At 66.2% G+C, this 25280-nt stretch carries 28 protein-coding genes; 11 read left to right on the top strand and 17 right to left on the bottom strand.

Annotated features, from left to right (window positions below; all coding sequences use genetic code 11):
- The first annotated feature begins 13 nt into the window (after positions 1-13).
- The gene (locus C0V75_RS03435; RefSeq protein ID WP_101919476.1) at positions 14-205 is read left to right on the top strand and encodes a hypothetical protein; all 192 of its coding nucleotides are present in this window, start codon (positions 14-16) and stop codon (positions 203-205) included.
- A 267-nt stretch (positions 206-472) separates the two neighbouring features.
- Here C0V75_RS03435 and C0V75_RS03440 read toward each other — a convergent pair whose 3' ends face one another.
- From C0V75_RS03440 to C0V75_RS03470, 7 genes are all read right to left on the bottom strand, one after another.
- Positions 473-709, bottom strand: coding sequence for a formate dehydrogenase subunit delta (locus C0V75_RS03440; RefSeq protein WP_101919477.1), 237 nt, complete (start codon positions 707-709; stop codon positions 473-475).
- Positions 699-1502, bottom strand: coding sequence for a formate dehydrogenase accessory sulfurtransferase FdhD (gene fdhD / locus C0V75_RS03445; protein WP_371410655.1), 804 nt, complete (start codon positions 1500-1502; stop codon positions 699-701). The genes C0V75_RS03440 and fdhD overlap by 11 nt, the downstream gene beginning before the upstream one ends.
- Complete coding sequence (gene fdhF, locus C0V75_RS03450; protein WP_101919479.1) at positions 1499-4375, bottom strand: formate dehydrogenase subunit alpha; 2877 nt, start codon at positions 4373-4375, stop codon at positions 1499-1501. The genes fdhD and fdhF overlap by 4 nt, the downstream gene beginning before the upstream one ends.
- A 1-nt stretch (position 4376) precedes the next feature.
- Positions 4377-4592: a DUF4287 domain-containing protein gene (locus tag C0V75_RS03455; RefSeq protein WP_101919480.1), complete on the bottom strand. Its 216-nt coding sequence runs from the start codon at positions 4590-4592 to the stop codon at positions 4377-4379.
- Complete coding sequence (locus C0V75_RS03460) at positions 4589-6118, bottom strand: NADH-quinone oxidoreductase subunit NuoF (protein WP_101919481.1); 1530 nt, start codon at positions 6116-6118, stop codon at positions 4589-4591. The genes C0V75_RS03455 and C0V75_RS03460 overlap by 4 nt, the downstream gene beginning before the upstream one ends.
- Positions 6118-6588, bottom strand: a complete 471-nt coding sequence (locus C0V75_RS03465; RefSeq protein WP_101919482.1) for a formate dehydrogenase subunit gamma — start codon at positions 6586-6588, stop codon at positions 6118-6120. Before C0V75_RS03465 ends, C0V75_RS03460 begins: the two co-directional genes overlap by 1 nt.
- A gap of 155 nt (positions 6589-6743) precedes the next feature.
- The gene (locus C0V75_RS03470; RefSeq protein ID WP_101919483.1) at positions 6744-7637 is read right to left on the bottom strand and encodes a LysR family transcriptional regulator; all 894 of its coding nucleotides are present in this window, start codon (positions 7635-7637) and stop codon (positions 6744-6746) included.
- A gap of 61 nt (positions 7638-7698) precedes the next feature.
- On the opposite strand from C0V75_RS03470, the gene C0V75_RS03475 reads away from it, so the two are divergent.
- The 3 genes from C0V75_RS03475 to uvrC all read left to right on the top strand — a co-directional run bounded on the left by C0V75_RS03475 (position 7699) and on the right by uvrC (position 11678).
- The gene (locus C0V75_RS03475) at positions 7699-8493 is read left to right on the top strand and encodes a S49 family peptidase (protein ID WP_101919484.1); all 795 of its coding nucleotides are present in this window, start codon (positions 7699-7701) and stop codon (positions 8491-8493) included.
- Positions 8494-8645: 152 nt separating this feature from the next.
- Positions 8646-9464 (top strand): SDR family oxidoreductase, encoded by an 819-nt coding sequence (locus tag C0V75_RS03485; protein WP_371410664.1) that lies wholly within the window; start codon positions 8646-8648, stop codon positions 9462-9464.
- Positions 9465-9800: 336 nt separating this feature from the next.
- Positions 9801-11678, top strand: a complete 1878-nt coding sequence (gene uvrC, locus C0V75_RS03490) for an excinuclease ABC subunit UvrC (protein WP_101919891.1) — start codon at positions 9801-9803, stop codon at positions 11676-11678.
- Positions 11679-11731: 53 nt separating this feature from the next.
- On the opposite strand, the gene rbfA is transcribed toward uvrC, so the two are convergent.
- Entirely contained in the window at positions 11732-12151 is a 420-nt protein-coding gene (gene rbfA / locus C0V75_RS03495; RefSeq protein ID WP_101919487.1) for a 30S ribosome-binding factor RbfA, read from the bottom strand.
- A 94-nt stretch (positions 12152-12245) separates the two neighbouring features.
- Here rbfA and dapB point away from each other — a divergent pair, with 94 nt between their 5' ends.
- Together dapB and C0V75_RS03505 are read left to right on the top strand one after the other, a co-directional pair.
- Entirely contained in the window at positions 12246-13055 is an 810-nt protein-coding gene (dapB, locus tag C0V75_RS03500; protein ID WP_101919488.1) for a 4-hydroxy-tetrahydrodipicolinate reductase, read from the top strand.
- A 110-nt stretch (positions 13056-13165) separates the two neighbouring features.
- A complete protein-coding gene (locus C0V75_RS03505) occupies positions 13166-13531 on the top strand; it encodes a dihydrodipicolinate reductase (RefSeq protein WP_101919892.1) in 366 nt (121 codons plus the stop codon).
- An 18-nt stretch (positions 13532-13549) separates the two neighbouring features.
- On the opposite strand, the gene C0V75_RS03510 is transcribed toward C0V75_RS03505, so the two are convergent.
- Positions 13550-13732 carry a DUF1674 domain-containing protein gene (locus C0V75_RS03510; protein ID WP_101919489.1) on the bottom strand — a complete coding sequence of 61 codons (183 nt, stop codon included), beginning with the start codon at positions 13730-13732 and terminating at the stop codon, positions 13550-13552.
- Between the two features lie 65 nt (positions 13733-13797).
- Here C0V75_RS03510 and C0V75_RS03515 point away from each other — a divergent pair, with 65 nt between their 5' ends.
- Positions 13798-15048: an RsmB/NOP family class I SAM-dependent RNA methyltransferase gene (locus tag C0V75_RS03515; protein WP_101919490.1), complete on the top strand. Its 1251-nt coding sequence runs from the start codon at positions 13798-13800 to the stop codon at positions 15046-15048.
- 52 nt (positions 15049-15100) lie between these two features.
- Here the strand turns inward: C0V75_RS03515 and C0V75_RS03520 are convergent, their stop codons facing one another.
- From C0V75_RS03520 to C0V75_RS03540, 5 genes are read right to left on the bottom strand one after another with little or no spacing between them, the layout of a single operon-like run.
- Positions 15101-15838, bottom strand: coding sequence for an SDR family oxidoreductase (locus C0V75_RS03520; protein ID WP_101919491.1), 738 nt, complete (start codon positions 15836-15838; stop codon positions 15101-15103).
- Positions 15835-16395, bottom strand: a complete 561-nt coding sequence (locus tag C0V75_RS03525; protein ID WP_101919492.1) for a DUF3833 domain-containing protein — start codon at positions 16393-16395, stop codon at positions 15835-15837. Before C0V75_RS03525 ends, C0V75_RS03520 begins: the two co-directional genes overlap by 4 nt.
- Before the next feature lies 1 nt (position 16396).
- Positions 16397-17656 carry an MFS transporter gene (locus tag C0V75_RS03530; protein ID WP_101919493.1) on the bottom strand — a complete coding sequence of 420 codons (1260 nt, stop codon included), beginning with the start codon at positions 17654-17656 and terminating at the stop codon, positions 16397-16399.
- Positions 17653-18405 (bottom strand): DUF1365 domain-containing protein, encoded by a 753-nt coding sequence (locus tag C0V75_RS03535; protein WP_101919494.1) that lies wholly within the window; start codon positions 18403-18405, stop codon positions 17653-17655. The genes C0V75_RS03530 and C0V75_RS03535 overlap by 4 nt, the downstream gene beginning before the upstream one ends.
- Entirely contained in the window at positions 18402-19697 is a 1296-nt protein-coding gene (locus C0V75_RS03540; RefSeq protein WP_101919495.1) for an NAD(P)/FAD-dependent oxidoreductase, read from the bottom strand. The genes C0V75_RS03535 and C0V75_RS03540 overlap by 4 nt, the downstream gene beginning before the upstream one ends.
- A gap of 159 nt (positions 19698-19856) precedes the next feature.
- On the opposite strand from C0V75_RS03540, the gene C0V75_RS03545 reads away from it, so the two are divergent.
- The 4 genes from C0V75_RS03545 (at position 19857) to C0V75_RS03560 (ending at position 21753) form a co-directional block, all read left to right on the top strand.
- Entirely contained in the window at positions 19857-20507 is a 651-nt protein-coding gene (locus tag C0V75_RS03545) for a sigma-70 family RNA polymerase sigma factor (protein WP_371410657.1), read from the top strand.
- Between the two features lie 14 nt (positions 20508-20521).
- Complete coding sequence (locus C0V75_RS03550) at positions 20522-21166, top strand: ChrR family anti-sigma-E factor (RefSeq protein ID WP_101919496.1); 645 nt, start codon at positions 20522-20524, stop codon at positions 21164-21166.
- Positions 21167-21277: 111 nt separating this feature from the next.
- Entirely contained in the window at positions 21278-21463 is a 186-nt protein-coding gene (locus tag C0V75_RS03555; RefSeq protein ID WP_101919497.1) for a hypothetical protein, read from the top strand.
- Positions 21464-21471: 8 nt separating this feature from the next.
- Positions 21472-21753 carry a type II toxin-antitoxin system RelE/ParE family toxin gene (locus C0V75_RS03560; RefSeq protein WP_158241764.1) on the top strand — a complete coding sequence of 94 codons (282 nt, stop codon included), beginning with the start codon at positions 21472-21474 and terminating at the stop codon, positions 21751-21753.
- Here the strand turns inward: C0V75_RS03560 and C0V75_RS03565 are convergent.
- From C0V75_RS03565 to mutL, 3 genes are read right to left on the bottom strand one after another with little or no spacing between them, the layout of a single operon-like run.
- Positions 21735-22268: a HutD family protein gene (locus C0V75_RS03565; RefSeq protein ID WP_101919499.1), complete on the bottom strand. Its 534-nt coding sequence runs from the start codon at positions 22266-22268 to the stop codon at positions 21735-21737. The two genes, C0V75_RS03560 and C0V75_RS03565, sit on opposite strands and share 19 nt — an antisense overlap.
- Positions 22265-23422 (bottom strand): DNA recombination protein RmuC, encoded by a 1158-nt coding sequence (locus C0V75_RS03570; protein WP_101919500.1) that lies wholly within the window; start codon positions 23420-23422, stop codon positions 22265-22267. The genes C0V75_RS03565 and C0V75_RS03570 overlap by 4 nt, the downstream gene beginning before the upstream one ends.
- Entirely contained in the window at positions 23419-25257 is a 1839-nt protein-coding gene (mutL, locus tag C0V75_RS03575; RefSeq protein WP_101919501.1) for a DNA mismatch repair endonuclease MutL, read from the bottom strand. Before mutL ends, C0V75_RS03570 begins: the two co-directional genes overlap by 4 nt.
- Positions 25258-25280: the final 23 nt, after the last annotated feature.

Here is a 25280-nt window from a genome sequence, read left to right on the forward strand (position 1 = left end):
AGGGAAGACTGGGATGAACAAGCTTATCGCCTTGATTTGCGTGATTTCTTGGTCGGGTTTCTGGGCCTTCGGCTATCTTGCGCTTTCCGCCGAGATCAAGGACCAGACCCAGATGGTGACCGCCGGTTTTCTGGCCTTTGCCGGGTTTCTTACCGGTATGTTCACCTATATCCGGCTGTCGCGCGACACAGCGACAAACGGCTGAAATCACGCGTTAATCCGTTCGAACCGGCGAAAACGGCCGTGCCGTATCCTGTGCCGCGAACTGTGCAGCAAACTGTGGCCACGCGGCGCACGGTCGCAACGCATTAACCTTAACGCCCCCTTCATCTTGGCGGGAAATACTCTCAAGGGGTGAATGGCCGCGCGGCACGCGCGGACAGAGGGGACGGAACGTCCCCTGAACGCGGAGCCGCAGCGCGTCAGCGCGGAGGCGACAGGAAAGGAATGCGGCGCAGCCGCGCCGATGGGTTCACGCGGTTTCGGGGACCGGGCGCTTGATCTTTGCCGATGCCGCCAGCACCAGCGGGCGCAGACCGGCGCCGCCTGCATCCACCACCTCGAAGAAGTGCCGCCGCATCCGGGGTTCCCAGAAATCGTTGATATGGGCGGCGATGCCGGCCACGCCTTCGGCCTCGGGCTTCGATTCGAAGAATTTCGAAATCTGGTTGGCCATGTAGATCAGCTTTTCATGCGCATCAGCGGACATGGGCAGTCTCCGTCAATCTGTCGGAATGGGTGAAGACCTCGAACCGGTCCGACCGGGCGAGGGCGATCAGCGTCAGACCCGCCTCTTCGGCAAGGTCCACGGCATGGGCGGTGGGGGCGGAAACGGCGATCAGGATCGGCGCGCCCAGGGCGCAGACCTTCTGCACCATGTCGATGGAAACGCGGCTGGTCAGAACCACCGCGCCCGCGCCATAGCCCGCCCGGATCACATGGCCTGCCAGCTTGTCGAGCGCGTTGTGCCGCCCCACATCCTCGCGCGCCGCGACCATGCCATCCGCCGTCCAGAAGGCGGCGCAATGGGCGGCGCGGGTATAGTCATGCAGCGGTTGCCGATCCGTCAGCGAAGCCACCGCCCGCATCACCTGTGCCGGAGACAGGCGAAAGGCCGAGGGCGCGATCTGCGCCACGGGCCGCATCGCCTGTTCGATCGAGTCGATCCCGCAGAGGCCGCAGCCCACCGGCCCCGCCATCGTGCGGCGGCGGGCGGCGAGGCGCTTTTCGGCATCCTCCTTCAGCCAGACCTGCACATCGACCCCTTCGCCCGCAGGAACGATATCAACGCTATCAATCTGGTCGGGTGTGGCGATGCCTTCGGTCAGGGCGAAGCCATAGGCGAAATCGGTCAGGTCGGCAGGGGTGGCCATCATCACCGCCTGCGTGGACCCGTTGAAGGAGAGCGCGACCGCCACCTCTTCGGGCAGGGGGCGCGACCCCTGCTCGATGCCGCCCGAACCAAAGCTCAGGCGGGGAAGGCGGCGGGCGGTCTCCATCACTCGGCCGCCAGGATGCGGCGCGAGGCTTCGGCCTGTGCGGCGTATTCCTCTTGCCATTCGGTCGGCCCGTTGGACGGGCTGACCTGCACCGCCGTCACCTTGTATTCCGGGCAGTTGGTCGCCCAGTCCGAGAAGTCGGTGGTGATGACATTGGCCTGGGTCGTCGGGTGGTGGAAGGTCGTGTAGACCACACCGGGCGAGACGCGATCCGTGATCTTGGCCCGCAGCGAGGTTTCGCCAGAGCGCGAGGAGAGTTTCACGAATTGCCCATCGCGCACGCCGCGCAGTTCGGCGTCGTGGGGGTGGATTTCAAGAACGTCTTCGGCATGCCAGACGACATTTTCCGTCCGCCGCGTCTGCGCGCCAACGTTGTATTGCGAGAGAATGCGCCCCGTGGTGAGCAGCAGCGGGAAGCGCGGGCCGGTCTTTTCATCCGTCGCCACATATTCGGTGACGATGAACTTGCCCTTGCCGCGCACGAAGCCGTCGATATGCATCAGCGGCGTGCCTTCGGGGGCCTTTTCGTTGCAGGGCCATTGCACCGACCCCAGTTCCTCCAGCCGCTCATAGCTGACGCCCGCGAAGGAGGGGGTCAGCATGGCGATTTCGTCCATGATCTGGGACGGGTGGGTATAGTGCCAGTCGGCGCCCATCGCCTGTGCGAAAAGCTGCGTCACTTCCCAATCGGCATAGCCCTGACGGGGGGCCATCACCTTGCGCACGCGGTTGATGCGGCGTTCGGCATTGGTGAAGGTCCCGTCCTTTTCCAGGAAGGAGGAGCCGGGGAAGAAGACATGGGCGTAGTTTGCGGTCTCATTGAGGAAGAGGTCGTGGACGATGACGCAATCCATCGCCGCAAGGCCCGCCGCCACGTGTTTCGTGTCGGGGTCGGATTGCAGGATGTCTTCGCCCTGGCAGTAAAGGCCCTTGAAGGTGCCTTCCACCGCCGCATCCAGCATGTTGGGGATGCGCAGGCCGGGTTCATTGTCGATCTTCACACCCCAGAGGGATTCAAAGACTTCACGGACCTGATCGTTCTTCACATGCCTGTAGCCGGGCAGTTCATGCGGGAAGCTGCCCATGTCGCAGGAGCCTTGCACGTTGTTCTGCCCGCGCAGCGGGTTTACGCCCACGCCGGGACGGCCGATATTGCCGGTCAGCATGGCAAGGTTGGCGATGCCGATGACGGTGGTGGAGCCTTGGGAATGTTCCGTCACGCCGAGGCCGTAATAAATCGCCCCATTGCCGCCCTTGGCATAGAGCCGGGCCGCGGCGCGGAGTTCATCGGCCTTCACGCCCGTCAGGAATTGCGTCGCTTCGGGCGAATGGCGGGGGTCGGAGACGAATTCGGCATAGTCCTGGAATTCATCCCAGTCGCAGCGGTCACGGATGAAAGCCTCATCGAACAGGCCTTCGGTGACGATGACATGGGCGATGGCCGTGACCACGGCGACGTTGGTGCCCGGGGTCAGGGGCAGGTGATGGGCGGCCTTGATATGGGCGGTATCGACAAGGTCGATGCGGCGCGGGTCGATCACGATGAGCTTGGCGCCCTGACGCAGCCGTTTCTTCAGGCGGGAGGCGAAGACGGGATGGCCGTCGGTCGGGTTCGCGCCGATCAGGATGACGACATCGGTCTGTTCGACGGAGTCGAAATCCTGCGTGCCGGCCGAGGTGCCGAAGGTCTGGCCCAGACCATAGCCGGTGGGCGAATGGCAGACGCGGGCGCAAGTGTCGGTGTTGTTGTTCTGGAACACCGCGCGGGTCAGTTTCTGGACGAGATAGGCCTCTTCATTCGTGCAGCGCGACGAGGTGATGACGCCGACCGACTGCCGCCCGTGTTTCGCGATGATGCCCTTCATGCGGTTCGAGGCGAATTCCATCGCCTCGGGCCAGGAGACTTCTTTCCACGGGTCGTTGATCGAGTCGCGGATCATGGGCGACAGGATGCGGTCCTTGTGGGAGGCATAGCCATAGGCGAAGCGGCCCTTGACGCAGGAATGGCCGCGATTGGCCTTGCCGTGCTTGTAGGGGGTCATGCGGACCAGTTCGTCGCCGCGCATTTCCGCCTTGAAGGAGCAGCCGACGCCGCAATAGGCGCAGGTGGTGATGACGGACCGGTCGGGGGTGCCGATGTCGATGACGGATTTCTCTTGCAGCGTGCCGGTCGGGCAGGCCTGCACGCAGGCCCCGCAGGAGACGCAGTCGGAGGTGAGCGCCGTGTCGGTCTTGGCGCCGAAGGAGACGCGGCTGTCGAAGCCGCGGCCTTCGATCGTCAGGGCGAAGGTGCCCTGGATTTCCTCACAGGCGCGGACGCAGCGGGAGCAGACGATGCATTTCGCCGGGTCATAGGCGAAGTAGGGGTTGGATTCGTCCTTGGGCAGCCAGTTGGGGTTCTTTTCGCCCGACGTGTTGCGAACCTCGAAATGGTTTTCGCCCTTTTCATAGCGGACGTCGCGCAGGCCGACGGCCCCGGCCATGTCCTGCAATTCGCAATCGCCATTGGCGGCGCAGGTCAGGCAGTCGAGCGGGTGGTCGGAGATGTAAAGCTCCATCACGCCACGGCGGAGCTGTTTCAGCTTGGCGTTCTGGGTGTGGACCTTGATCCCCGGCGCGACGGGCGTGGTGCAGGAGGCGGGGGTGCCGTTGCGGCCTTCGATTTCCACGAGGCAGAGACGGCAGGAGCCGAAGGCGTCAAGCGAGTCGGTCGCGCAGAGTTTCGGGACGGAGATCCCGAGTTCGGCGGCGGCGCGCATGATGGAGGTGCCTTCGGGGACCGTGACGTCGAAGCCGTCGATGGTCAGGGTCACCATGGCCTTGGATTTCGCGGCGGGTGTGCCGAAATCGCGGTCGGGGATGATGAAGTCTTTCATCTCAGGCACCCTTCTTCTTCTGGGCAAGCTGGTGGGCGACGATGGCATTGGCATGGCCGTGGCCCATCGCGTGGGTTTCCTTGAGGAAGGAAACGATCTGCATATGCGGGCGGTCCAGCATCGTGGCGATCTGGTCGAACCAGTGCTGCATCGGCTGGCCGTATTTCGCCTCGATGGAGGGGAAGTAGGAGGCGGGTCCCTGCACCTTTTCGGTCATTCCGCCGCCTCTTTCATCGCGGGGGTGAAGTCGTCGGGGAAGTGGGTGAGCGCGGACATCACCGGATAAGGGGTGAAGCCGCCCAGCGCGCAGAGCGAGCCGGATTTCATGGTGTTGCACAGGTCAGTCAGCAGCGGGATCGCGCCCGTGTCGCCCTTGGCGATGCGGTCCACGGTTTCCACACCGCGCACCGCGCCGATGCGGCAGGGGGTGCATTTGCCGCAGCTTTCGATGGCGCAGAATTCCATCGCGAAGCGGGCCTGTTTCAGCATGTCGGCAGAGTCGTCGAAGACGACGAGGCCGGCATGGCCGATCAGACCTTCCTTCGCGCCGAATTCCTCATAGCCAAAGGGCGTGTCGAAGAGGCTGCGGGGGAAATAGGCGCCGAGCGGTCCGCCGACCTGCACGGCCTTGACCGGGCGTCCGGTGGCGGTGCCGCCGCCGATTTCGTCCACGATCTCGCCCAGCGTCAGGCCGAAGGCCACTTCGAAAAGGCCGCCATGTTTGACGTTGCCCGCGATTTGCAGCGGGATCGTCCCGCGCGACCGGCCGAGGCCGAAATCCTTGTAGAAGGCCGCGCCCTTTTCAAAGATCACCGGGATGGTGGCCAGCGAGATGACGTTGTTCACCACCGTCGGCTTGCCCATGAAGCCTTGCAGCGCGGGCAGCGGCGGCTTGGCGCGGACGATGCCGCGCTTGCCTTCAAGGCTGTTCAGCAGCGAGGTTTCCTCGCCGCAGACATAGGCGCCCGCGCCGGTGCGGATCTCCATGTCGAAGGCCTTGCCAGAACCGAGGACGGAGGGGCCGAGGAGACCTGATTGCCGGGCGATTTCGACGGCGGCGGTCATCACCTCGATCGCGTCGGGGTATTCGGAGCGGAGATAGACGAAGCCCTTGGTCGCGCCGGTGCCGATGCCTGCGATGGCCATGCCTTCGATCAGGGTGAAGGGGTCGCCTTCCATCAGCATCCGGTCGGCGAAGGTGCCGCTATCGCCTTCGTCGGCATTGCAGACGATGTATTTCCGGTCGGCCTTCGCCTCGGCCACCGTCTTCCACTTGATGCCGGTGGGGAAGCCCGCGCCGCCACGGCCGCGCAGGCCGGATTCGGTGACCTCGGCCACGATGGCGGCGCTGTCCATGGTGAGGGCGCGGCGCAGGCCTGCAAGGCCGCCATGCTTTTCGTAGTCCGCCAGCGAGAGGGGGTCGATGACCCCCACGCGGGCGAAGGTGAGGCGGGTCTGTTTCGCCATCCAGGGCAGCGCCTCGGTCAGGCCGAGTGCCTTGGGATGCTGGGCAAGGTCGCCGAAGAGCGCAGGGGCATCGGCAGGGGTCATGGGACCAAAGGCAAGGCGGCCTGCATCTGTGGCAACCTCTACCAGCGGTTCCAGCCAGACCATGCCGCGCGAACCGTTGCGGACGAGTTCGACGGGGATGCCGCGCTTGGCAGCCTCGGCCAGAATCGCGGCGGCGACGTCATCGGCGCCAAGGCCACGGGCGGCGGCGTCGCGGGGCACATAGATCTTCATCAGCGCACCCCTTCGATGATCGCATCAAGGCGGGCTTCGTCCACGCGGCCCACCACCTTGCCATCCACCAGCGCGGCGGGGGCGCAGGCGCAGAGGCCAAGGCAGAAGACCGGTTCCAGCGTGATGCGCCCGTCCTTGGTGGTTTCGTGCCATTCGATGCCAAGGCGGTTCTGGGCATGTTGCGCCACCCGGTCGCCGCCCATCGCCTGACAGGCCTCGGCGCGGCAGAGCTTGAGGACATGCCTGCCCGCCGGATCTTCGCGGAAGTCGTGGTAGAAGGACATGACGCCATGCACTTCGGCCCGCGTCAGGTTCAGCCGCTTGGCGATGATCGGCAGAGCGTCGCGGGGGACATAGCCATAGGCGGCCTGGATGGCGTGGAGGATCGGCAGGAGCGAACCCTCCATCCCCTCATGCGCGTCGAGGATTTCCCCCACACGCGCGGCGATTTCGGTGCTGGTCTGCGACATCGGCGGCCTTCCTTGGTAGCTGTATACCGGGATATACCAAGCGATAGGGAAATCAATATAGAGTTCCCGTTGTTTGATAGATGCGGTCTATTAAAGCCGTAGGGTGCGTGCTTGGCACGCACCTTGCGGTGGGGCGGTGCGTGCGAGCACGCACCCTACGGAGTGACGGATTTGGCGAAACGTTCCGCCTCGGCGATCAGGGCCGCGAGGACGGGGGTGAGGGGGTCGCGGCGGGCGGTGATCAGGCCGACGAGATGTTCCACCTCGGGCGCGACGATGGGGATGGAGCGAAGCTGCCCCCCCGCCGTGAACATTTGCGCGAGTTGCCGTGGCACGACAGAGGCCCAGCGTCCGGTCAGCACATGGCTGGTCAGCGCGATGGTGGAATTCGATTCGATCTGCGGGACGACGGCGGCACCGGCCTCGGCCAGATGCTGGTTGACGATGCGGCGGTTCTGCATGTCGCCCGTCAGCAGGCAGAGCGGTTGTTCCGACACTTCGGACCACGACACCTGATCACGGTCGGCCAGCGGCGTGCCGGGGGCGCAGAGATAGCGGTAGAATTCGGCGTAGAGCGGCACCTGCGCCACCCGCCCCAGCGGTTCGTTGTCGAGATAGGTGATCCCGGCATCCAGATCGAGGGATTCGATGCCGGTCAGGATCTCGGCGCTGGTGCGCGACAGGATGGCGACGCGGACATTGGGGTGTTTGGCGGTGAAGGGGGCGGTCAGGCCTGCCACCATGGGCAGGGCGGTCGGGATGACGCCGATGCGCAGGTTGCCGGACAGGCCCGCGCGGACGGTGCGCATCTCGTCCTTCAGGGCGCGCATGTCGCCCACGATGCGGCGGCCCCAGTCCAGCACGCGCTGGCCTTCCGGCGTCAGGCCCTGAAAGCGGCTGCCGCGAAAGACGAGCTGGACGCCGAGTTGATCTTCGAGCTGCCGGATGGCGGAGGAGAGGGTGGGCTGGGTGACCCCGCAGACCTCGGCCGCGCGGCCGAAATGGCGTTCGTTGGCGAGGGCGATGAACATTTCCAGCTTGTCGATCATGTGACGAGCCTGCCGTCATTCCTCCCTTGTCCGCAAGGCCTGCGGCGCTTAGCTGTGGGGCATGAGACGTTTCATCCCCTTCCTGCCGAAACCGGCCGTGGTTCCCGTCATCCGCCTGCAAGGCGCGATTGGCGTGGGGTCGCGCGGCCTGAACGACCAGACCATCGCGCCGCTGATCGAGCGGGCCTTTGCACGGGGCAAGCCCGCGGCGGTGGCCCTTGTCATCAACTCGCCCGGCGGGTCGGCGGTGCAGTCGTCGCTGATCGCGGCGCGGGTGCGGCGGCTGGCGGAGGAGAAGAAGGTCCCGGTCCACGCCTTTGTGGAGGATGTGGCGGCGTCGGGCGGCTATTGGCTGGCCTGTGCGGCGGATGACATCTGGGTGGATGCCTCGTCGATCGTAGGGTCGATCGGGGTGATCTTTGCCTCCTTCGGGTTCCCCGAACTGATGGCGCGGCAAGGGATCGAGCGGCGGGTGGTTACGGCGGGCAAGTCGAAGAGCTTTGCCGACCCGTTCCTGCCGCAGAAGGCCGAGGATGTGGAGCGGTTGAAGCGGTTGCAGGAGCCGATCCATGCGGCCTTCATCGAGCATGTGAAGGCGCGGCGCGGCGCGCGGCTGGACCTGTCGGCGGATCTGTTCAACGCCGATGTCTGGGTGGGGGCGGAGGCGGTGCCCCTGGGCCTTGTGGATGGGGTGGCGCATCTGCGGCCCAAGCTGATGGAGATCTATGGCGAGAAGGTGCGGCTGATCCCCTATGGCCAGAAGCGCGGGCTGTTGCAGCGGCTGGGGATGGCGGCGACCGACGGGGTGTTGCAGGGCGTCGAGGAACGCGCGCTTTGGGCGCGGTTCGGGCTGTGACCGCGTGCTGCTGAAGGTCTTCATCTTGTTTCTTGGCGGCATGGCCCTTATCGGGTTGATCGGGAAATGGCTTTTTCCCGGCGCGATTTCGCGGTCGGTGAAGGGGCGGGTTTCGCGGGCGAAACCCTCTCGCTGCCGGGCCTGCGGGCGCTATCTCATCGGCAAGGGCGGATGCGACTGCGGGAAGGGCTGACATGCGGGCATTGGTGACGGGGGCCGGGCGTCGTTTGGGGCGCGCGATGGCGCTGTATCTGGCGGGCCGGGGGTTCGATCTGGCCGTGCATTATGCCGGCAGCAAGGACGAGGCCGAAGCCGTGGTGGCGGAGATCGCCGCGATGGGGCGGCGGGCCGTGGCCCTGGCCGCCGATGTGCTGGTGGAGGATGAGGTGCAGGCGCTGGTTCCCCGCGCGGCAGAAGCGCTGGGCGGGCCGCTGACGGTGCTGGTCAACAATGCCTCGATCTTCGAGCATGACGATTTCGCCTCGGCCACGCGGGCGAGTTGGGACCGGCATATCGAATCCAATCTGCGGGCGCCTTTCGTGCTGACGCAGGCCTTCGCGGCGCAGGTGCAGGCGCCGGAGATCGACGCGGGCGGGGAACCGGTGGCGAGGGGGCTGATCGTCAACATGGTGGATCAGCGGGTCTGGAAGCTGACACCGGAATTCGCCAGCTACACCATCGCCAAGGCGGGCCTCTGGGCGCTGACGCAGACGGCGGCGCAGGGGCTGGCGCCGCGGGTGCGGGTGAATGCCATCGGGCCGGGGCCGACCTTGCAGGGCGGGCGGCAGACGGCGGAGGCCTTTGCCCGCCAGCGCGCGGCGACGGTTCTGCAACGCGGCGCACACCCCGCCGACATCTGCGCGGCGCTGGGATTCTTCCTGGACGCACCGGCCGTGACGGGCCAGATGATCGCGGTGGATGGCGGCCAGCATCTGGCATGGCAGACGCCTGACGTCTTAGGTGTTGAGTAAGGTTTACAGCCCTTCGACCAGCGGTTGAGACAAAGTTGTCCACTTCTGAGTGTATGGTTACCTAGACGTTACAAAATCCCTAAGTTTTTCAGGGATTTGCCATAATCATGAAAATCTTTCTTTTGTTTTCAATAGCTTATAAAAGCGCCTAAAGTTTAGGCAACACAAGCAAAGCACAAAAAAACAAGGGAAAATCCGTGCTGCCAAAAACTTTCCCGCAGAGTTATCCACATAAACCGTGGAAAGCTTCCCTCTTGCCCTTCGGGCTGGAGCGTTGCAGCCAAGACGGGGAATCGATGAATTGGAAATAAAGGTGTAAGGGCTTTGACCGACGGCGTGCAGAACGGGGCAGAAGAGGGCGGGACGGTGCCCGTGGCGACAGGTCACGAGGTGATCCAGTCCTGTCTGCGGACGCTCGATTCCTCGCCCGGCGTCTATCGGATGCTGAACGCGAAATCCGAAGTGCTCTATGTCGGCAAGGCGCGGAACCTGAAGGCGCGGGTGTCGAACTATGCGCGCCCCTCGGGCCATTCGGGGCGCATCGCGCGGATGATTTCGGAAACCGCGTCGATGATGTTCCTGACGACGCGGACGGAGATGGAGGCGCTGCTTCTGGAGCAGAACCTCATCAAGCAGTTGAAGCCGCGCTACAACGTGCTGCTGCGGGACGACAAATCCTTTCCGAACATCCTGATCGGGAAGGACCATGCCTTCCCCCAGATCAAGAAGCATCGCGGCAAGCGGAGCGAGAAGGGCAGCTATTTCGGCCCATTCGCCAGTGCGGGGGCGGTGAACCGGACGCTGAACCAGTTGCAGAAGGTGTTCCTCTTGCGGAACTGTTCGGATGCGATGTTCGAAAGCCGCACGCGGCCCTGCCTTCTGTTCCAGATCAAGCGCTGTTCCGCCCCCTGCGTGGGCCGGGTGACGGCCGAGCAATATGCGGCGCAGGTGTCGGATGCCGAACGGTTCCTGGAGGGAAAATCGACCGAGGTGCAGGCGCAATTGGCCAGCCAGATGGCCGAGGCTTCCGAGGCGATGGAGTTCGAACGCGCGGCGGCGCTGCGCGACCGCATCCGCGCCCTGACCCAGGTGCAATCGGCGCAGGGCATCAATCCGCGCGGGGTGGCCGAGGCGGATGTGATCGCGCTGCATCTGGAAGGGGGGCAGGCCTGCGTGCAGGTCTTTTTCATCCGCGCGAACCAGAGCTGGGGCAACCGGGACTTCTATCCCCGCACCGGATCGGGCGCGGAGGAGAGCGAGATCCTGGAGGCCTTTGTCACCCAGTTCTATGACGACAAGGACCCGCCGCGCCTGATCCTGCTGTCGCATCCTGTGGAGAACGAGGACCTTGTGACGGCGGCCCTGACGGAACGGGCGGGGCGGAAGGTGGAGATCGCCGTGCCGCAGCGGGGCGAGAAGGCGGAGCTGGTGGAGAATGCGGCGCGGAACGCCAAGGAGTCGCTCGCCCGCCAGATGGCCGAGGGGGCGGCGCAGTCCAAGCTGCTGATCGGGCTGGCGGAGGCCTTCGACCTTGATGCGCCGCCGCGGCGGATCGAGGTCTATGACAACGCGCATATCCAGGGGGCGGATGCGGTTGGCGGCATGATCGTTGCGGGGCCGGACGGGTTCAACAAGGCGCAGTATCGCAAGTTCAACATCAAGGGCGCGGCGGGCAAGGCGGGCGACGATTTCGGCATGATGAAGGAAGTGCTGACCCGGCGTTTCGAGCGGCTGTTGAAGGAAGACCCGGAGCGGAAGACGGAGGCCTGGCCGGACCTGCTGCTGATCGACGGCGGCGCGGGACAGGTTTCGGCGGTGGGCGAGATCCTGGCGGAGCTGGGGGTGGAGGATATCCCCTATATCGGCGTGGCCAAAGGGATCGACCGGGATGCCGGGAAGGAGGAATTCCACCGCCCCGGCGAGCCGCCCTTCGCGCTGCAACGGAATGACCCGGTGCTGTATTTCGTGCAGCGGTTGAGGGACGAGGCGCATCGCTGGGCCAATGGCGCGCATCGGGCGAAGCGGGCCAAGGCGGTGAGCGCGACACCGCTGGACGATGTGCCGGGGGTGGGCGCGGCGCGCAAGCGCGCGCTGCTGGCACATTTCGGCAGTGCGAAGGCCGTGTCACGGGCCGGGATCGCCGACCTTATGGCGGTGGACGGGATCAGCGAGGCGATGGCGCAGACGATCCACGACTTCTTTCACGACCGGTAGGGTGCGTGCTTGGCACGCACCATCGCCGGGGGCGGTGCGTGCGAGCACGCACCCTACGGGTCAATTTCCTCGTCCGGCGCAGCAAGGTCACGCTTCACCTTTTCGTCGGAGAAGAGGCGGCGGGTCTCATCCAGCCTGTCAAAGGTCTCATCGGGCCGGAAGCGCAGGTCGGGGGCGTATTTCAGCGTCATCTCGGCGCTGACGCGGCGGCGCAACTCGGCCTTGTTGCGGGCAAGGGCCGCGATGGCATCTTCCACCGGGACGGAGCCCATCAGGGGCATGACATAGACCGTGGCGACCTTGAGGTCGGGGGAACAGGACACCTCGCCCACCGTGATGGACATGCGGTTAAGCTCGGGGTCGTGGATTTCGGCGCGGTTCAGCACATCCGACAGCGTGCGGCGGATGAGTTCGCCGACGCGAAGCTGGCGTTGCGAGGGGCCGTTGCCCGAGGAGAAGCGCTTGTTCGACATGCGCCCCACATAGGCCCTTTGGTCCGCGCCCGCAACGGCGGGCTTTCGCGGGGGGGCGCTTGCGGCTAAAGGGGCGGAAAGCGTGGAGGATGACATGGCCGATCTGCCGGGAATCGTGGTGACGGGCGCCTCGGGGCGCATGGGGCAGATGCTGGTGCGCACCATCGCGGCGTCAGACAAGGCGCGGCTGGTGGGCTGTGTGGAACGCGCGGGGCATGGCTGGATCGGGCAGGATATCGGGGTCGCCCTGGGGGGCGGGCCGCTGGGCGTGGCGGTGACGGATGACCCGCTGGAGGCCTTTGCGCGGGCGCAGGCGGTGATCGACTTCACCGCGCCCGCCGCGACGGTGGAGTTCGCGGCGCTGGCGGCGCAGGCGCGGGCGGTGCATGTGATCGGCACGACGGGGCTGGAGGCGGCGCATCTGGCGAAGATCGAGGCGGCGGCGCGTCATGCGGTGGTGGTGCGGGCGGGGAACATGAGCCTTGGGGTCAACCTTCTGGTGCGGCTGACGCAGAAGATCGCGGCGGCGCTGGACGAGGATTGGGATGTGGAGATTGTTGAGGCGCATCACCGGATGAAGGTGGATGCGCCCTCGGGCACGGCGCTGATGCTGGGCCGGGCGGCGGCCGAGGGGCGGGGCGTCGATCTGGAGGCCGCGATGGACAGCGGGCGGCACGGGATCACCGGCGCGCGGCAGAGGGGCCATATCGGCTTTGCCGCCGTGCGGGGCGGGGATATCGTGGGCGAGCATGACGTGATCTTTGCCGCGGATGGCGAGCGGGTCATCCTGCGCCATGTGGCGACCGACCGCGCGATCTTTGCCCGCGGCGCGCTGCGCGCGGCGCTGTGGGGGCAGGGGCAAAAGCCGGGGCAATATGACATGATGGATGTGCTGGGGCTTTAACGCGCCCGACACCTTCACGTCAGCGTGACATTGACCGTTATTTAGGATGCGGTATTCATCCGGAACAGAGTCCCTGCCGTATGACCTTGGCTTCCATCGGAGCTTTCGCCATGTTGCACGCTGTCCTTCCTGCTGCCCTCCTGTCGCTTGCCGCCCTGCCCGCCGCGGCAGAAAGTTTTTCGCGCATCAGCGACAAGTCGGAATTCGTTGAAACCGTCTCCGGCAAGGAATTGCGGCTGGGGATGTTCGGCATCTCGTTGCAGGTCGAAGAGGATGGCGAAATCAAGGGCCGCGCCCTTGGCTGGGACGTGACGGGCACCTGGGAATGGCAGGACGGCTATTTCTGCCGCGAGATGGATTGGTCCGGCTATCCGATCCCGAAGAATTGCCAGCTTGTCGAGGCGCGGGGGGGCGAAGAGATTCGCTTTACCGTGGACAAGGGCGAAGGCGACTCCGCGTCGTTCAAGCTGCGCTGAGGCGCAGCGCGCCGGCCTTCAGAAGTCGATCGCCAGACCCTTCTTCTCCCAATCGCCGTAACGCACCGGTTCCGGCCCGTCGCGCCCGCCGAGTTCGGGCGGCAGCGTCTGCGCCTTGGCCTGCTTGCGGCGTTCCTCTGCCTCGGCCAGGGCGCGGAGCGCTTCGGGCGGCAGGTCGGGGCGATGCGGCGTGTCGGTCATGGGAAGGGTTCCTTGTCGCTGCCCGTTGATATACGCCCGCAGTCGAGGGGAACAAGGGGCGCGGCATGGCGGCAGAGGGGTTGGCGGCACGGGCGGCGGCGGTGGGTCTGCTGGGCGCGGTGCTGGGCGAAGGGCGGCTGATGGCGCAGGTTCTGGCCGATCCGCAGGGGCCTTTGGCCGGCCTGCCGCCGGGCGACCGGGCGCGGGCGCAGCGGCTGGCGCTGGCGGTGCTGCGGCATCTGGAGCCTGCGGACAAGGTGCTGGAGCCGCATCTGCGCAAAGCGCCGCCGCGCATGGTGCGCGATGCGCTGCGGCTGGCGGTGGTGGAGATCGCGCAAGGGGCGGCGGCCCATGGCGCGGTGAACGCGGCGGTAGAGATCGTGCGGCGCGGCAAGCGGACGGGGCATCTGGCCGGGCTGGTGAATGCCGTGCTGCGCAAGGTGCCGGATGCGCCCTTTGCCGGGCTTCCCCCGCAGCGCATGCCGCGCTGGCTGCGGCAACCCCTGGTGCATGCCTATGGGCGCGAGGCGGTGGCGGCGATGGAGGCGGTGCAGGCGGGCGTGCCGCCGTTGGACCTGACGCTGCGCGACGGGGCAGAGGCGCCGGAGGGCATGATCCTTCCGACCGGGTCGCTGCGGCTGGAGGAGAAGGGGCAGGTTTCGGCGCTGGCAGGCTATGCGGCGGGCGGCTGGTGGGTGCAGGACGCGGCGGCGGCGCTGGCCGTGCGGCTGCTGGAGCCGAAGGCGGGAGAGCGGGTGCTGGACCTTTGCGCCGCGCCGGGGGGCAAGACGTTGCAGCTTGCGGCGGCAGGCGCGCGGGTGACGGCGTTGGACGTTTCCGAGGCGCGGATGGGGCGGGTGCGCGAGAACCTTGCGCGCTGTAGTTTGGACGCGGAGCTTGTCGTGGCCGATGCGCTGGACTGGCAGCCCGCCGAAAGGTTTGACGCCGTTCTGCTGGATGCGCCCTGTTCGGCCACGGGGACGATCCGGCGGCATCCCGACCTGCCCTTCGTCAAGGATGGGTCGGAGGTGGCAGAGCTGGTGGACTTGCAGGCGCGGCTTCTGGACCGGGCGCTGGGGATGGTCAGGCCGGGCGGGCGGGTGGTGTTCTGCACCTGCTCGATCCTGCCGGAAGAGGGCGAGGGGCAATTGGCCGCCGCGCTGGCGCGGCATCCCGGGTTGCGGGTGGAGCGGGTGGCGCTGCCGGGGGTGGAAGAGGCATGGTGGACGGCGGGCGGCGGGCTGCGCCTGCGGCCCGATCACTGGGCCGAGGCGGGGGGGATGGACGGGTTCTTCATGGTGCGGCTGGGGCTGTGACGACCAAAATCCTTCGAAGGATTTTGCAAATTTCTTCGAAGAAATTTGGCCCCTATTTCGGCGCGAAGAGGCGGTAATAGGCCCAGTCCGGCAGGAATTGCGACAGCCGGAACACCCAGGCGAAGGGGACCGGGAAGCTGTTGGAAAAACGGTCCGTCGTCATGTGTTCGAACATGATCTGCGCCGCCTGCCCCGGTTCCATGATCTGCGGCATCCGGAAATCGTTCTTGTCGGTCAGCCGCGTCTTGATGAAGCCGGGATTGCAGAGCTGCACCTCCACCCCGCTGCCGCGCAGGTCGCAATACATCGATTCCGCCAGCGACATCGTCCCCGCCTTGGAGGCGCAATAGCCGATGGCCCCCGGCAGGCCGCGAAAGCCCGACAGTGACCCGGTGATGACGACATGGCCGCTGCGGCGTTCCACCATCCCCGGCACCACCGCCCCCATGACGCGGGCGCAGCCGGTGAGGTTGATGTTGCACATCGCCTCGACCGCGTCGGCATCCCAGTCCTGCGCCTTCATCGGGGTATAGACCCCGGCCAGGAAGACCACGCCATCGAGTGGCCCCGCCTGTTCCGCCGCCGCACGGACCGAGGCCGTGGAGGCCACGTCGCAGGGGACGGGTGTGGCGCGACCGGGGAGAAGGGCCACCGCCTCGGCCAGCTTTTCGGGGGAGCGGGCGGAGAGGATCAGTTCCGCCCCTGCACTGCTGAGCCTTTGGGCGAGGGCGAGGCCGAGCCCTTCGGAGGCCCCGACCAGCCAATAGCGTTTGCCGCGAAACTCTCTCATGCCGGGACCCGGCGCATGGTGGCCACCAGTTCGGCGACGGTGATGCCGAACTTGGTGAACTGGCTGCGGTTCATGATCGTGCCGTTTTCCATCAGATACATCCAGTCGGTCACGTTCAGGACATGGCCGCCCGCCTCTTCATCCAGCTTGATCCGGTAGTTGAGCAGGACGCCCGGCCCTTCGGCGCGGCCCTGGCCGGGACCCACGACATCATCCGCCTCGGCCCGGATGGTGCCGTCATTAGACAGGAAGAGCCGCCATTCACGATCCTGCATCCGGCCGGAATCATAGCGGAAGCGTTCCTTGAGGACGCCTGTGTTTCCGTCCCAGATCCCCTCCATCTCGGCCACGAAACGCGAGGCGACGCGGCCGGTGGGGCCGTAGATCACGCCTTCGCAAAGGATGGGGCCGGACAGGTGGGTGCGCAGGTCGAGGCGGGGGCCGCGATCCGCCAGATCGGCAGGGCGCTGCGTGCGAAAGCCCACGAAGCGCGATTTCATCGCGACGAGGACAAGGGTGATGAGTGCACCGAGCAGAAGCGAGAAGAAGGGAGTCATGTCAAACCTCCGGAACCTTGGTGGCGGCCAGAAGCGCGATGGCAAACACCTTGAGTGCGCAGGGAACCAGCGCGTAAAGGACAGATAGGGCGAAAAGCGCGGAAGGCGCGTTTTCCTGCCCCGGGGTGAAGCCCGCCGCCTGGAGCGCGGGAAGCAGCGTTCCGGCGGCAAGGGCGAGCGAGAGTTTCGAGACGAAGGACCACAGGCCGAAGGCGGCCGCTTCGCCGCCCTGGCCGATCTGGCCCAGACGGCGGGCAAAGAGGGCGGGCAGAAGCACGAGATCGGCCCCCAGTGCCGCGCCCGAGACGGCGCAGATCACGGCGAAGGCCAGCACGTCGCCCGCCCCCAGCGTGGCCGCCCAGATGAAGGAGGCGATGCCGAGGAGCATGGCCGACAGCAGCACCCGCTTGGCCCCATAGGCCTGTGCCGCGCGCGACCAGACGGGGGTGGACAGGGCGGCGGCGAGGAAGAAGAGCAGCAGAAGCGGGCCTTCCATGCCGGGGGCGGCGAGGCGGCTTTCCACGAAGAAGAGGAAGAGGGTGGAGGTGACGGCCGAGGGGGCGGCATTCAGCAGCGCGATCAGCAGCAGGCGGCGCGCCAGCGGGTCACCCAAGGCGGGGCGGAAGGCGGCAAGCGGGTTTTCGAACCCGCTCCCCTGGCCCTGCCATTGGCCGCGCATGGCCCAGGTCGCCGTCAAGGCCAGCAGGACGAAAAGCGCGGCGAAGGCCGCGAAGGGCGCATCGGTGAGCATGGCCAGCGCGACGGGGGCGACGGCGGCGACGCAGACCCCGGCCAGCGATCCGCCTTCACGCCAGCCGGCCAGCCGCAGATGGCCCTGCGGGCCAAGCGAGGCCGCCTTGGCCACGCCTTCGGCATAGAAGGCGATGGTCAGGAAGGAAAAGGCGGAGAAAAGGCCCGTCAGGGTGATGGCGAACCACAGGAGCGGCGCGATGGGTGGGGTGACGGCGAAGAGCCCGACCATCGACAGGGCCATGATCGCCGCTGCCAGCGTGACCCAGAAACCGCGGCGGGCGCGCCCGACTTCGGCCAGCCAGCCCAGCACAGGGTCCTGCACCACATCGAACAGGCGCAGCAGTGCCAGCACGCCGCCCAGCGCGGCGAGGGACACGCCGTAGCTGTCCACGTAGAATTTCGGGGCATGGATATATATGGGCAGCCCCGCCATCGCGATCAGCGCGGCGAAGAGGCTCCACCCGGCAAGCCCTGCCCGGGGCGCGATGGCAGGCAGGGCGGCAGTCATCGGGTGACTTCCTGCGGCGGCGGCGTGGGCCGGTTGCGGAACTTCACGCCCTTGATCGCCAGTTTCAGCGCCTGCCAGTGGATCAGCGCCAGCACGCGGCGGCTGCCGAAGGGGCGGCGGATGGCGGCGCGCAGGATCTCGGCATTGGTCAGAGGGACGCGGGGGCCGATGAGATTGGTGTAAAGCCCGCCCTCCTGCGAGGTGTAGTCGATCCAGATGCCGATGCGGTCGGGCCGGAGGTCGAAGCGGAAGGCATAGCCGCCATCCAGCGGCTGGAAGGGCGAGACGTGGAAGATCTTCCGCGCGGTGATCGTGTCGGTCCGGGTGATGGGGGCGTGATCGTCGCGGAAGCACAGGTAGGAATGCCGGTCGCCATAGGTGTTGGACACTTCGGCGATGACGGTGCGCAGGTCGCCGGCCGCATCGTGGCAGAGCCAGAAGCTGACCGGGTTGAAGACATGGCCCAGAACGCGGGGCTGACCCAGCAGAAGGATGCGGTCCGATCCGGGCAGGTCATGGGCGGCCAGAACCTCGCGCACCCAGGCGGTGCCGCGGCCCCGGCCCGGCGCGCCGCCGAAATCGGCGTCATGGATCGCCGTCAGGTTCCGCCGGTTGCGCGAAAAGAGCGACGGGCCGCGGGCGACCTCGGGGTCGAGAAGAAGGTAGTCCACGGTATAGCGAAAGCTGTTCGCCACCGCCCCCTTGCGGCCGTGAAACGTTTCGCCCCGGATCAGTTCGACATCGCTCATGCCGCAAGCTGCCTTTCCCTTGCGCCGGAGCGCATCGCCTCCACCACGTCCACGGCGGAGGCGAAGCCGTCCTCGTGAAAGCCCGACCGCATCCAGGCCCCGGCGAACCAGGTGTTCAGCGTGCCGTTCATCGCGCGGATCTTCGACTGCGCCTCCAGCGCGGCAAGATCATAGACCGGATGATCGAAGGTCACGACATCGTCGATCAGCTTTTCGTTGATGCCGCCGTTGGAGTTCAGCGTCACGAAGATCGGGTCATCCTGCGGGATGGGCTGGAGCGAGTTCATCCAATAGGTCAGGTCGATCTTGCCCCGGCTGCCCCCCTTCGGTTCCACATAGGCCCAGGAGGCCCAGCATTTGCGGTTCTTCGGCATGACCGAAGGGTCGCGGTGCAGGATCGCCTGGTTGGGCTGATAGCGCACCGCCGACAGGGCCGCGCGTTCCGCCGGGCTGGCATCGGCGAGAAGGGAGAGGGTGATGTCGGAATGGGTGGCAAAGACCACGTCGTCGAACATCTCCCATTCGCCGCCATAGGGCCGGATGAGGACGCCGCCCGCTTCGCGCTGCACCCCCGCGACCGCCGCGCCGAGGCGGATATCCACCCCCCGCGTGGTGAGCGAGGCCTGCAAGCGGCGGACATATTCGATGGAGCCGCCCTGGACCGTGTACCACTGGTGCTGCCCTTCATAGCCCATCAGGGCATGGTTTTCGAAGAACCGCACGAGCGCATGGGCCGGGAAATCGAGGATGCCCATGGTGGGCGTGGACCAGATCGCGCCGGAGAAGGGCGTGATGTAATAATCGCGGAACCAGTCGCCGGTGCCGAGCGTTTCCAGCAGGTCACGGATCGTCATATCGGGGCGGACGACCTGCGGCGCATGTTTGTTGAAGCGCAGGATATCCGTCAGCATCCCGAGGAAGCGCGGCGAGACGAGGTTCTTGCGCTGGGCAAAGATCGTGTCGATGGAGGCGAGGCCGTATTCCACGCGGCCACCATCCAGCGAGGCGCCAAAGCTCATGCTGCTTTCGATATAGGGCACGTCGAGTTTATCGAACAGACCCAGAAGGTTGGGGTAGTTCACCTTGTTGAAGACGATGAAGCCGGTATCGACCGGCTGATCCCCGCGCTTGCCCGCGATCACCGTGCGGGCATGGCCGCCGAGGCGCGTTTCCGCCTCGAACAGGACGACGGAATTCTCGTCTGCCAGAAGATGGGCCGCAGCCATGCCGGAAATGCCCCCCCCGATGACGGCGATGCGGCGGGGGACGGAACCAAGTGTCTCGAACGGCATGGAAGGGAATACTCCTTAGGGTCTTTGTTGCTTTTACGGAGGCCGGAAGCGATTGGATCAACGTGTAACTTTTTTTGGACAGTTGGAACTTGACATCAGATTCCGGCGAAACATTTCACCGACTGTGATCCAGCGGACAGCATGCGGCGTAACAAACCCATGATGTTCGAGGCTCGACAGGCCGAAAAAACGGATGCGCCTTTCTCCTCGCAGCAATATGCTGCGAAGGATCAGAAGGTTAGTCGCCGGAAGGAAGGCTCTGCCGTGCAGGCGGATCAGGTTGAAACGGATTGGGCCGCCCTGGTGCTTCGGGTGCGCGACCATCAGGACAGGGCAGCGTTTGCAGCGCTGTTCCGGCACTTTGCCCCAAGGGTGAAGGCCTTCCTGATGAAGTCGGGCGCCGATGCAACACTGGCCGAGGAATGTGCGCAGGATGTCATGGCGACGCTGTGGCAGAAGGCACATCTCTTTGATCCGTCGCGGGCTTCGGTGGCGACCTGGGTCTTCACCATCGCACGCAACCGCCGGATCGACGCGCTTCGCAAGGCGCGGCGGCCCGAACCGGAAGAACTGCCCTGGGGGCCGGAGCCTGAACCCGATCAGGCCGAAGTCCTTGAGGCGCAGCAGGATACTGAACGGTTGGGCGCCGCGCTGGCCCAACTGCCCGAGAAGCAGCGCGCCTTGATCGAACGGGCCTTCTACGGCGATCTCTCGCATAGCGAGATTGCCGCAGAGACGGGGCTACCACTCGGAACGATCAAGTCACGCATACGATTGGCGCTGGAGCGATTGCGCCAGCAGATGAGTTGAAGGCGAAGAGACGGATGAGCATCAGGCACCACCTTACCGACCCGCTTCTGATGGCCTATGCGGCAGGAGAACTGCCGGAAGCCTTCAATCTGGTCGTGGCTACCCATGTTTCCCTGTGCGACGAATGCCGCGCACGGCTGGCCTCCTTCGAGGCGGTGGGCGGCGCGATGCTGGAAACCGAGGATGTGGCGGCGATGTCGGAAGACAGCCTCGCCCTGTGCATGGACCGAATCAGCGGCCTGTCGCAGGCCACTGCCCGCCGCCCGCTGAAACGCGCGGGTATCCTGCCCGCGCCGCTGGCCGATTATGTCGGCGGCGGGATCGGCAAGGTGAAATGGCGCAATCTGGGCATGGGCGTGAAACAGGCGATTCTGCCGACGGGCAAGGATGCCTCGGCCCGGCTTCTGTACATTCCGGGCGGGCAGGCGGTGCCGGATCACGGGCATCGCGGGCTGGAACTGACGCTGGTCCTGCAAGGCGCCTTCCGCGACGAGACGGACCGTTTCGGTCCCGGCGATATCGAGATCGCGGATGAGGCGATGCAGCATACCCCGGTGGCGGAAGAGGGCGAGGTCTGCATCTGCCTGGCCGCGACCGATGCGCCGCTGAAATTCAATGCGATCATCCCGCGCCTGGCACAGCCCTTCCTGCGGATCTGAGGCTGTTGCGCGTCTGCGCGGAATAATCATGTAGCGCAGATTGACACTTTAGAAGAATCGACTGTTGCGCTAGGTTTACACATGCGCCTCTCGCGCAGGGTGGGTGTTGTCATGCTGCATATGTCCCAGACCATGCTGGCCGATCTCGGCAGGGGTGAGGTTTCGCTTCTGGGGGAACGGATCGCCGAAGCGGACGAGGATGCGATGATCGACGCCGATCTGATCGTCGAATGGGTAGGATCGTGGTTCACGGAGGGGGAACTGCCGCCGCCGGAACCGCCCGTGGCGGCCGGATAGGCCGCGGGATGGAGCAGCGCTTCCTGATCTCGGCCCGCAACGATCTGGCTGCGCTGCGCGATCATTATCGCCGCACCCTGCCCCCCGGCCTGCGTCACGGGCAGAAGCATCTGTCCGAGGCGCTGAACCGCCTTGCCGACAATCCGGAAGCGGGGATTCCCCTGCCCTCGCCCCAAGGATTGCGGGCGCTGGCGCTGCCGATCATTCCCTTCGTGCTGATCTACCGCATCCGGGGATCGCGGATCGAATTCCTGCGCCTCTGCGGGATGGGTCAGGCCGGAAGGCCCTGAATCCGCACCACGACGGCCGGACCGCCCGCGACCGGGCCGGACAGGCCCGCCCCCAGCAGCAGATCATGCCGCCCCATGGCACGCCCTGCCACCCGCAGCGGTGCGAGGGCAAGGACAGCGACAAGGCCGTCCCCTGCGGGGATCGCGCCGCCATGCAGGATCGCCACATCGGGGCGCGGCAGGGGGCGGGCCGTCATCACGTTGAAATCCTCGGAAGGACCGGCCGCCGTGCCGGTGGCGGCCACGGCCACATCGCCGGGAAAGGCGACGGGGACCAGCGGGCGGCAGTCGAGCGCGATGCCTTCGCCTGTCAGCCGAAAGCCGGGACCGGAGATCACGGTCAGGTTCCGCTCGATGCCGGGGAACAGCGAAAACGGCCCGTCTTCGGCGACCGTCGCCATCGACAGCCGCCAGAGCAGCGCCCCATCCGCCTCGGCCCGCGCCAGTTCCACCGTCACGCCCTTGCCGTTCTTCCACGGCTGGCGGGTGTAATCGGCGGGTGACAGATGCCTCATTCGGCGGCCTGCGGGCCGATCAGGGGGGCGCCGGGGGTGCCCAGTTCCTCGAAATCGAAATTGTCGAGGCGGCGGGCGCGTTTGGTGGCCTTTTCGGTGGAGATCTTGATTTCCTCCACATCGCGCTGCGCCTGCCCGAAATGGCGATCCAGGTTTTCGACCCGCGTGCCCAGCCGTTCCACATCGGCATAGAGCAGCGCCAGTTCCTTGCGGATGGCCCCTGCCTGTTCGCGCATCCGCGCGTCTTTCAGCACGGCGCGCATGGTGTTCAGCGTGGCCATGCAGGTGGTGGGCGACACGATCCAGACCTTGGCGGCAAAGCCTTCGCGCACCACATCGGGGAAGTTTGCATGCAACTCGGCATAGACTGCCTCGGAGGGCAGGAACATCAGCGCGCCATCGGCGGTTTCGCCTTCGAGGATGTATTTCTCGGAAATCGCGCGGATATGGGTGCGGACGGCGGTGCGCAGGTTTCTTTGCGCCTCGGCCAGTTGGGCCGCGTTTTCGGCGCGGCGGAGCGCCTCATAGGCCTCAAGCGGGAATTTGGCGTCGATGACGATGGGGCCGGGCGGATTGGGCAGGTGGATCAGGCAATCGGCGCGGCGGCCGTTCGACAGCGTGGCCTGCATGGTGAAGGCATCCGACGGCAGGGCCTTGAGGACGATGTCGTTCAGCTGAATCTCGCCAAAGGCGCCGCGCGTCTGCTTGTTCGACAGGATGTCCTGAAGCGACAGGACATTGCCCGAAAGTTTTTCGATATTGGCCTGCGCCCGGTCGATGGTCTCCAGCCGCTGCTGCAATTCGCCCAAGGATCGCGCCGTGCGGGTAGAGGTGCCGTGCAGCGCCTCGGTCATCTGGCGCTGGACATCGGCAAGGCGCTGTTCCATCAGTTTCAGCATGGAGGATTGGCTGACCGCCGCCGCCTCGGACACGTGATGCAGGCCGCCCGCCAGCCGTTCTTGCCCTTCGGACAGGGATTGCACGCGGTTCGTCATCCATTCCATCTGCCGCAGCATCGGCCCCGCCATCCGGGCCGAGGAGGCCGCCGCGCGCAGGGTGAGAAGCAGGACAAGCACCAGCGCCAGCGCGATGCCGCCTGCGATCAGGATCGGCGGGTCGTTCCAGGCGTATTCCGTTCCGGCAATCGTGATCATCGGCGACCGAAGAGCCTTTCGATATCGGCGAGTTTCAGTTCCACATAGGTGGGGCGGCCATGGTTGCACTGGCCGGAATGGGGCGTCGCCTCCATCTCGCGCAGCAGGGCGTTCATCTCTTCGGGCCGCATCTGGCGGCCGGAGCGGACGGAACCATGGCAGGCCATGCGGGACAGCACGGCCTCGATCCGGGCCTGCATCAGCAGGCTGTCGCCCTGATCGGCCAGTTCATCAAGAATGTCGCGGATCAGCGCGGCGGCATTGATGGGGCCAAGGATGGCAGGGGTTTCCCGCACCGCCACCGCACCGCCGCCGAAGGCTTCGATGACAAGACCGAGGCGGGCGAGTGCCTCGGCATGGTCAAGGATGCGGGTCGCGTCGGTGGGCGAAAGCTCCACAATCTCGGGGATCAGCAGGGCCTGCGCGGCGATGCCGTTCTCGGCCATCTGGCGTTTCAGGCGTTCATAGACCAGCCGCTCATGCGCGGCATGCTGATCGACGATGACCATGCCGGTTTCGGTCTGGGCGATGATGTAATTCTCATGCACCTGCGCGCGGGCCGCGCCGAGGGGGCGATGGGTTGCCTCGGGTTCCGGCGGCGCGATCTCGGCGCGGGCGGCGGGAGCCTCGGCAAAGCCGGGGCTGGCAAGCGGGGCCTGAAAGGCGAAGGCGCGCGACAGGCTGGGCTGCGACGGGCGGTCCATCTGGTAGATTCGCGCAGGGGCCGGTTCCGGGCGGAAGGCGGCGAGTGTGGCGTCGCCGACCGTGCTGCTGGCGCGGTGGCCTGCCCCGGAAAGGGCGGTGCGCAGCCCGGTGATGATGAGGGAACGCGCCGCCTCGGGCTCGCGAAAGCGCACCTCGGCCTTGGCGGGGTGGACGTTCACATCGACCCGTTCCGGATCGCAGGTCAGGGTCAGCACCGCCGCCGGGTGGCGGTCGCGGCTGAGGAAATCGAAATAGGCCACCCGCAGCGCGCCCAGAAGCAGGCGGTCCAGCACGGGGCGGCCATTGACGAAAACGAATTGGGCCACCGCAGACCCGCGCGAATAGGTGGGAAGGGCGGCATAGCCCGAAAGCCGCATCCCGTCGCGTTCGACGTCGATCTTCAGCGCGTTCTCCACGAAGTCCACCCCCAGCACGGCGGCAAGGCGGGCATGCAGCGCGTCGAAGAAATCACCCCCCGATGGATCGGCGCGAAAGAGGGTGCGCCCCTCGCCCCCGCCCGTCACATCGCGCAGGGTGAAGCCGACGGTCGGTTCGGCCATGGCAAGGCGCTTCACCACCTCGGCGATGGCCTGCAATTCGGCCCGGTCGGAGCGGAGGAATTTCAGTCGCGCCGGGGTAGCGAAGAAGAGGTCGCGCAGCTCTACCACCGTGCCGCGCGTCAGGGCGGCGGGTTTCACCGCGCCCATGCGCCCGCCCGCAACGGTGATCGCCGCCGCCTCGCCCCCCGCCACGCGGGAGGTGATGGTCAGGCGACCGACCGCGCCAAGGCTGGGCAGCGCCTCGCCGCGAAAACCGAAGCTGTGGATGTTCAGAAGATCGGACCCGTCGATCTTGGACGTGGCATGGCGCGACAGGGCCAGCGGCAGGTCATCCGCCGTCATGCCACAGCCGTCATCGGTAACGCGGATCAAGGTCTTGCCGCCATCGGCCACATCGACGGAAATGCGGCTGGCCCCGGCATCCAGCGCGTTTTCCACCAGTTCCTTCACCGCAGAGGCGGGGCGTTCGACCACCTCGCCCGCCGCAATCCGGTTGACCGCCGACTCATCAAGTTGGCGGATCACCGGGCGGCCCGATGGGCCGGATATCTTGGGGGCGGGTGCGTTCATGCACCCATATGTAGCAGGCCGGG

This window comes from Tabrizicola sp. TH137, from assembly GCF_002855575.1.
In the GTDB taxonomy this organism is placed as follows: domain Bacteria; phylum Pseudomonadota; class Alphaproteobacteria; order Rhodobacterales; family Rhodobacteraceae; genus Paragemmobacter.

Bases quoted from the DNA above. Each gene is read 5' to 3' on its own strand.
- C0V75_RS03545 (WP_371410657.1), top strand. From the start codon at position 19,857: ATGATGTTCGAGGCTCGACAGGCCGAAAAAACGGATGCGCCTTTCTCC.
- rbfA (WP_101919487.1), bottom strand. From the start codon at position 12,151: ATGTCGAACAAGCGCTTCTCCTCGGGCAACGGCCCCTCGCAACGCCAG.
- C0V75_RS03455 (WP_101919480.1), bottom strand. From the start codon at position 4,592: ATGACCGAAAAGGTGCAGGGACCCGCCTCCTACTTCCCCTCCATCGAG.
- C0V75_RS03535 (WP_101919494.1), bottom strand. From the start codon at position 18,405: ATGAGCGATGTCGAACTGATCCGGGGCGAAACGTTTCACGGCCGCAAG.
- C0V75_RS03435 (WP_101919476.1), top strand. From the start codon at position 14: ATGAACAAGCTTATCGCCTTGATTTGCGTGATTTCTTGGTCGGGTTTC.
- C0V75_RS03505 (WP_101919892.1), top strand. From the start codon at position 13,166: ATGTTGCACGCTGTCCTTCCTGCTGCCCTCCTGTCGCTTGCCGCCCTG.
- C0V75_RS03465 (WP_101919482.1), bottom strand. From the start codon at position 6,588: ATGTCGCAGACCAGCACCGAAATCGCCGCGCGTGTGGGGGAAATCCTC.
- C0V75_RS03560 (WP_158241764.1), top strand. From the start codon at position 21,472: ATGGAGCAGCGCTTCCTGATCTCGGCCCGCAACGATCTGGCTGCGCTG.
- C0V75_RS03475 (WP_101919484.1), top strand. From the start codon at position 7,699: ATGAGACGTTTCATCCCCTTCCTGCCGAAACCGGCCGTGGTTCCCGTC.
- mutL (WP_101919501.1), bottom strand. From the start codon at position 25,257: ATGAACGCACCCGCCCCCAAGATATCCGGCCCATCGGGCCGCCCGGTG.
- C0V75_RS03525 (WP_101919492.1), bottom strand. From the start codon at position 16,395: ATGACTCCCTTCTTCTCGCTTCTGCTCGGTGCACTCATCACCCTTGTC.
- C0V75_RS03520 (WP_101919491.1), bottom strand. From the start codon at position 15,838: ATGAGAGAGTTTCGCGGCAAACGCTATTGGCTGGTCGGGGCCTCCGAA.
- C0V75_RS03440 (WP_101919477.1), bottom strand. From the start codon at position 709: ATGTCCGCTGATGCGCATGAAAAGCTGATCTACATGGCCAACCAGATT.
- C0V75_RS03470 (WP_101919483.1), bottom strand. From the start codon at position 7,637: ATGATCGACAAGCTGGAAATGTTCATCGCCCTCGCCAACGAACGCCAT.
- C0V75_RS03460 (WP_101919481.1), bottom strand. From the start codon at position 6,118: ATGAAGATCTATGTGCCCCGCGACGCCGCCGCCCGTGGCCTTGGCGCC.
- C0V75_RS03530 (WP_101919493.1), bottom strand. From the start codon at position 17,656: ATGACTGCCGCCCTGCCTGCCATCGCGCCCCGGGCAGGGCTTGCCGGG.
- C0V75_RS03510 (WP_101919489.1), bottom strand. From the start codon at position 13,732: ATGACCGACACGCCGCATCGCCCCGACCTGCCGCCCGAAGCGCTCCGC.
- C0V75_RS03550 (WP_101919496.1), top strand. From the start codon at position 20,522: ATGAGCATCAGGCACCACCTTACCGACCCGCTTCTGATGGCCTATGCG.
- C0V75_RS03540 (WP_101919495.1), bottom strand. From the start codon at position 19,697: ATGCCGTTCGAGACACTTGGTTCCGTCCCCCGCCGCATCGCCGTCATC.
- C0V75_RS03565 (WP_101919499.1), bottom strand. From the start codon at position 22,268: ATGAGGCATCTGTCACCCGCCGATTACACCCGCCAGCCGTGGAAGAAC.
- C0V75_RS03515 (WP_101919490.1), top strand. From the start codon at position 13,798: ATGGCGGCAGAGGGGTTGGCGGCACGGGCGGCGGCGGTGGGTCTGCTG.
- fdhF (WP_101919479.1), bottom strand. From the start codon at position 4,375: ATGAAAGACTTCATCATCCCCGACCGCGATTTCGGCACACCCGCCGCG.
- C0V75_RS03555 (WP_101919497.1), top strand. From the start codon at position 21,278: ATGCTGCATATGTCCCAGACCATGCTGGCCGATCTCGGCAGGGGTGAG.
- dapB (WP_101919488.1), top strand. From the start codon at position 12,246: ATGGCCGATCTGCCGGGAATCGTGGTGACGGGCGCCTCGGGGCGCATG.
- C0V75_RS03570 (WP_101919500.1), bottom strand. From the start codon at position 23,422: ATGATCACGATTGCCGGAACGGAATACGCCTGGAACGACCCGCCGATC.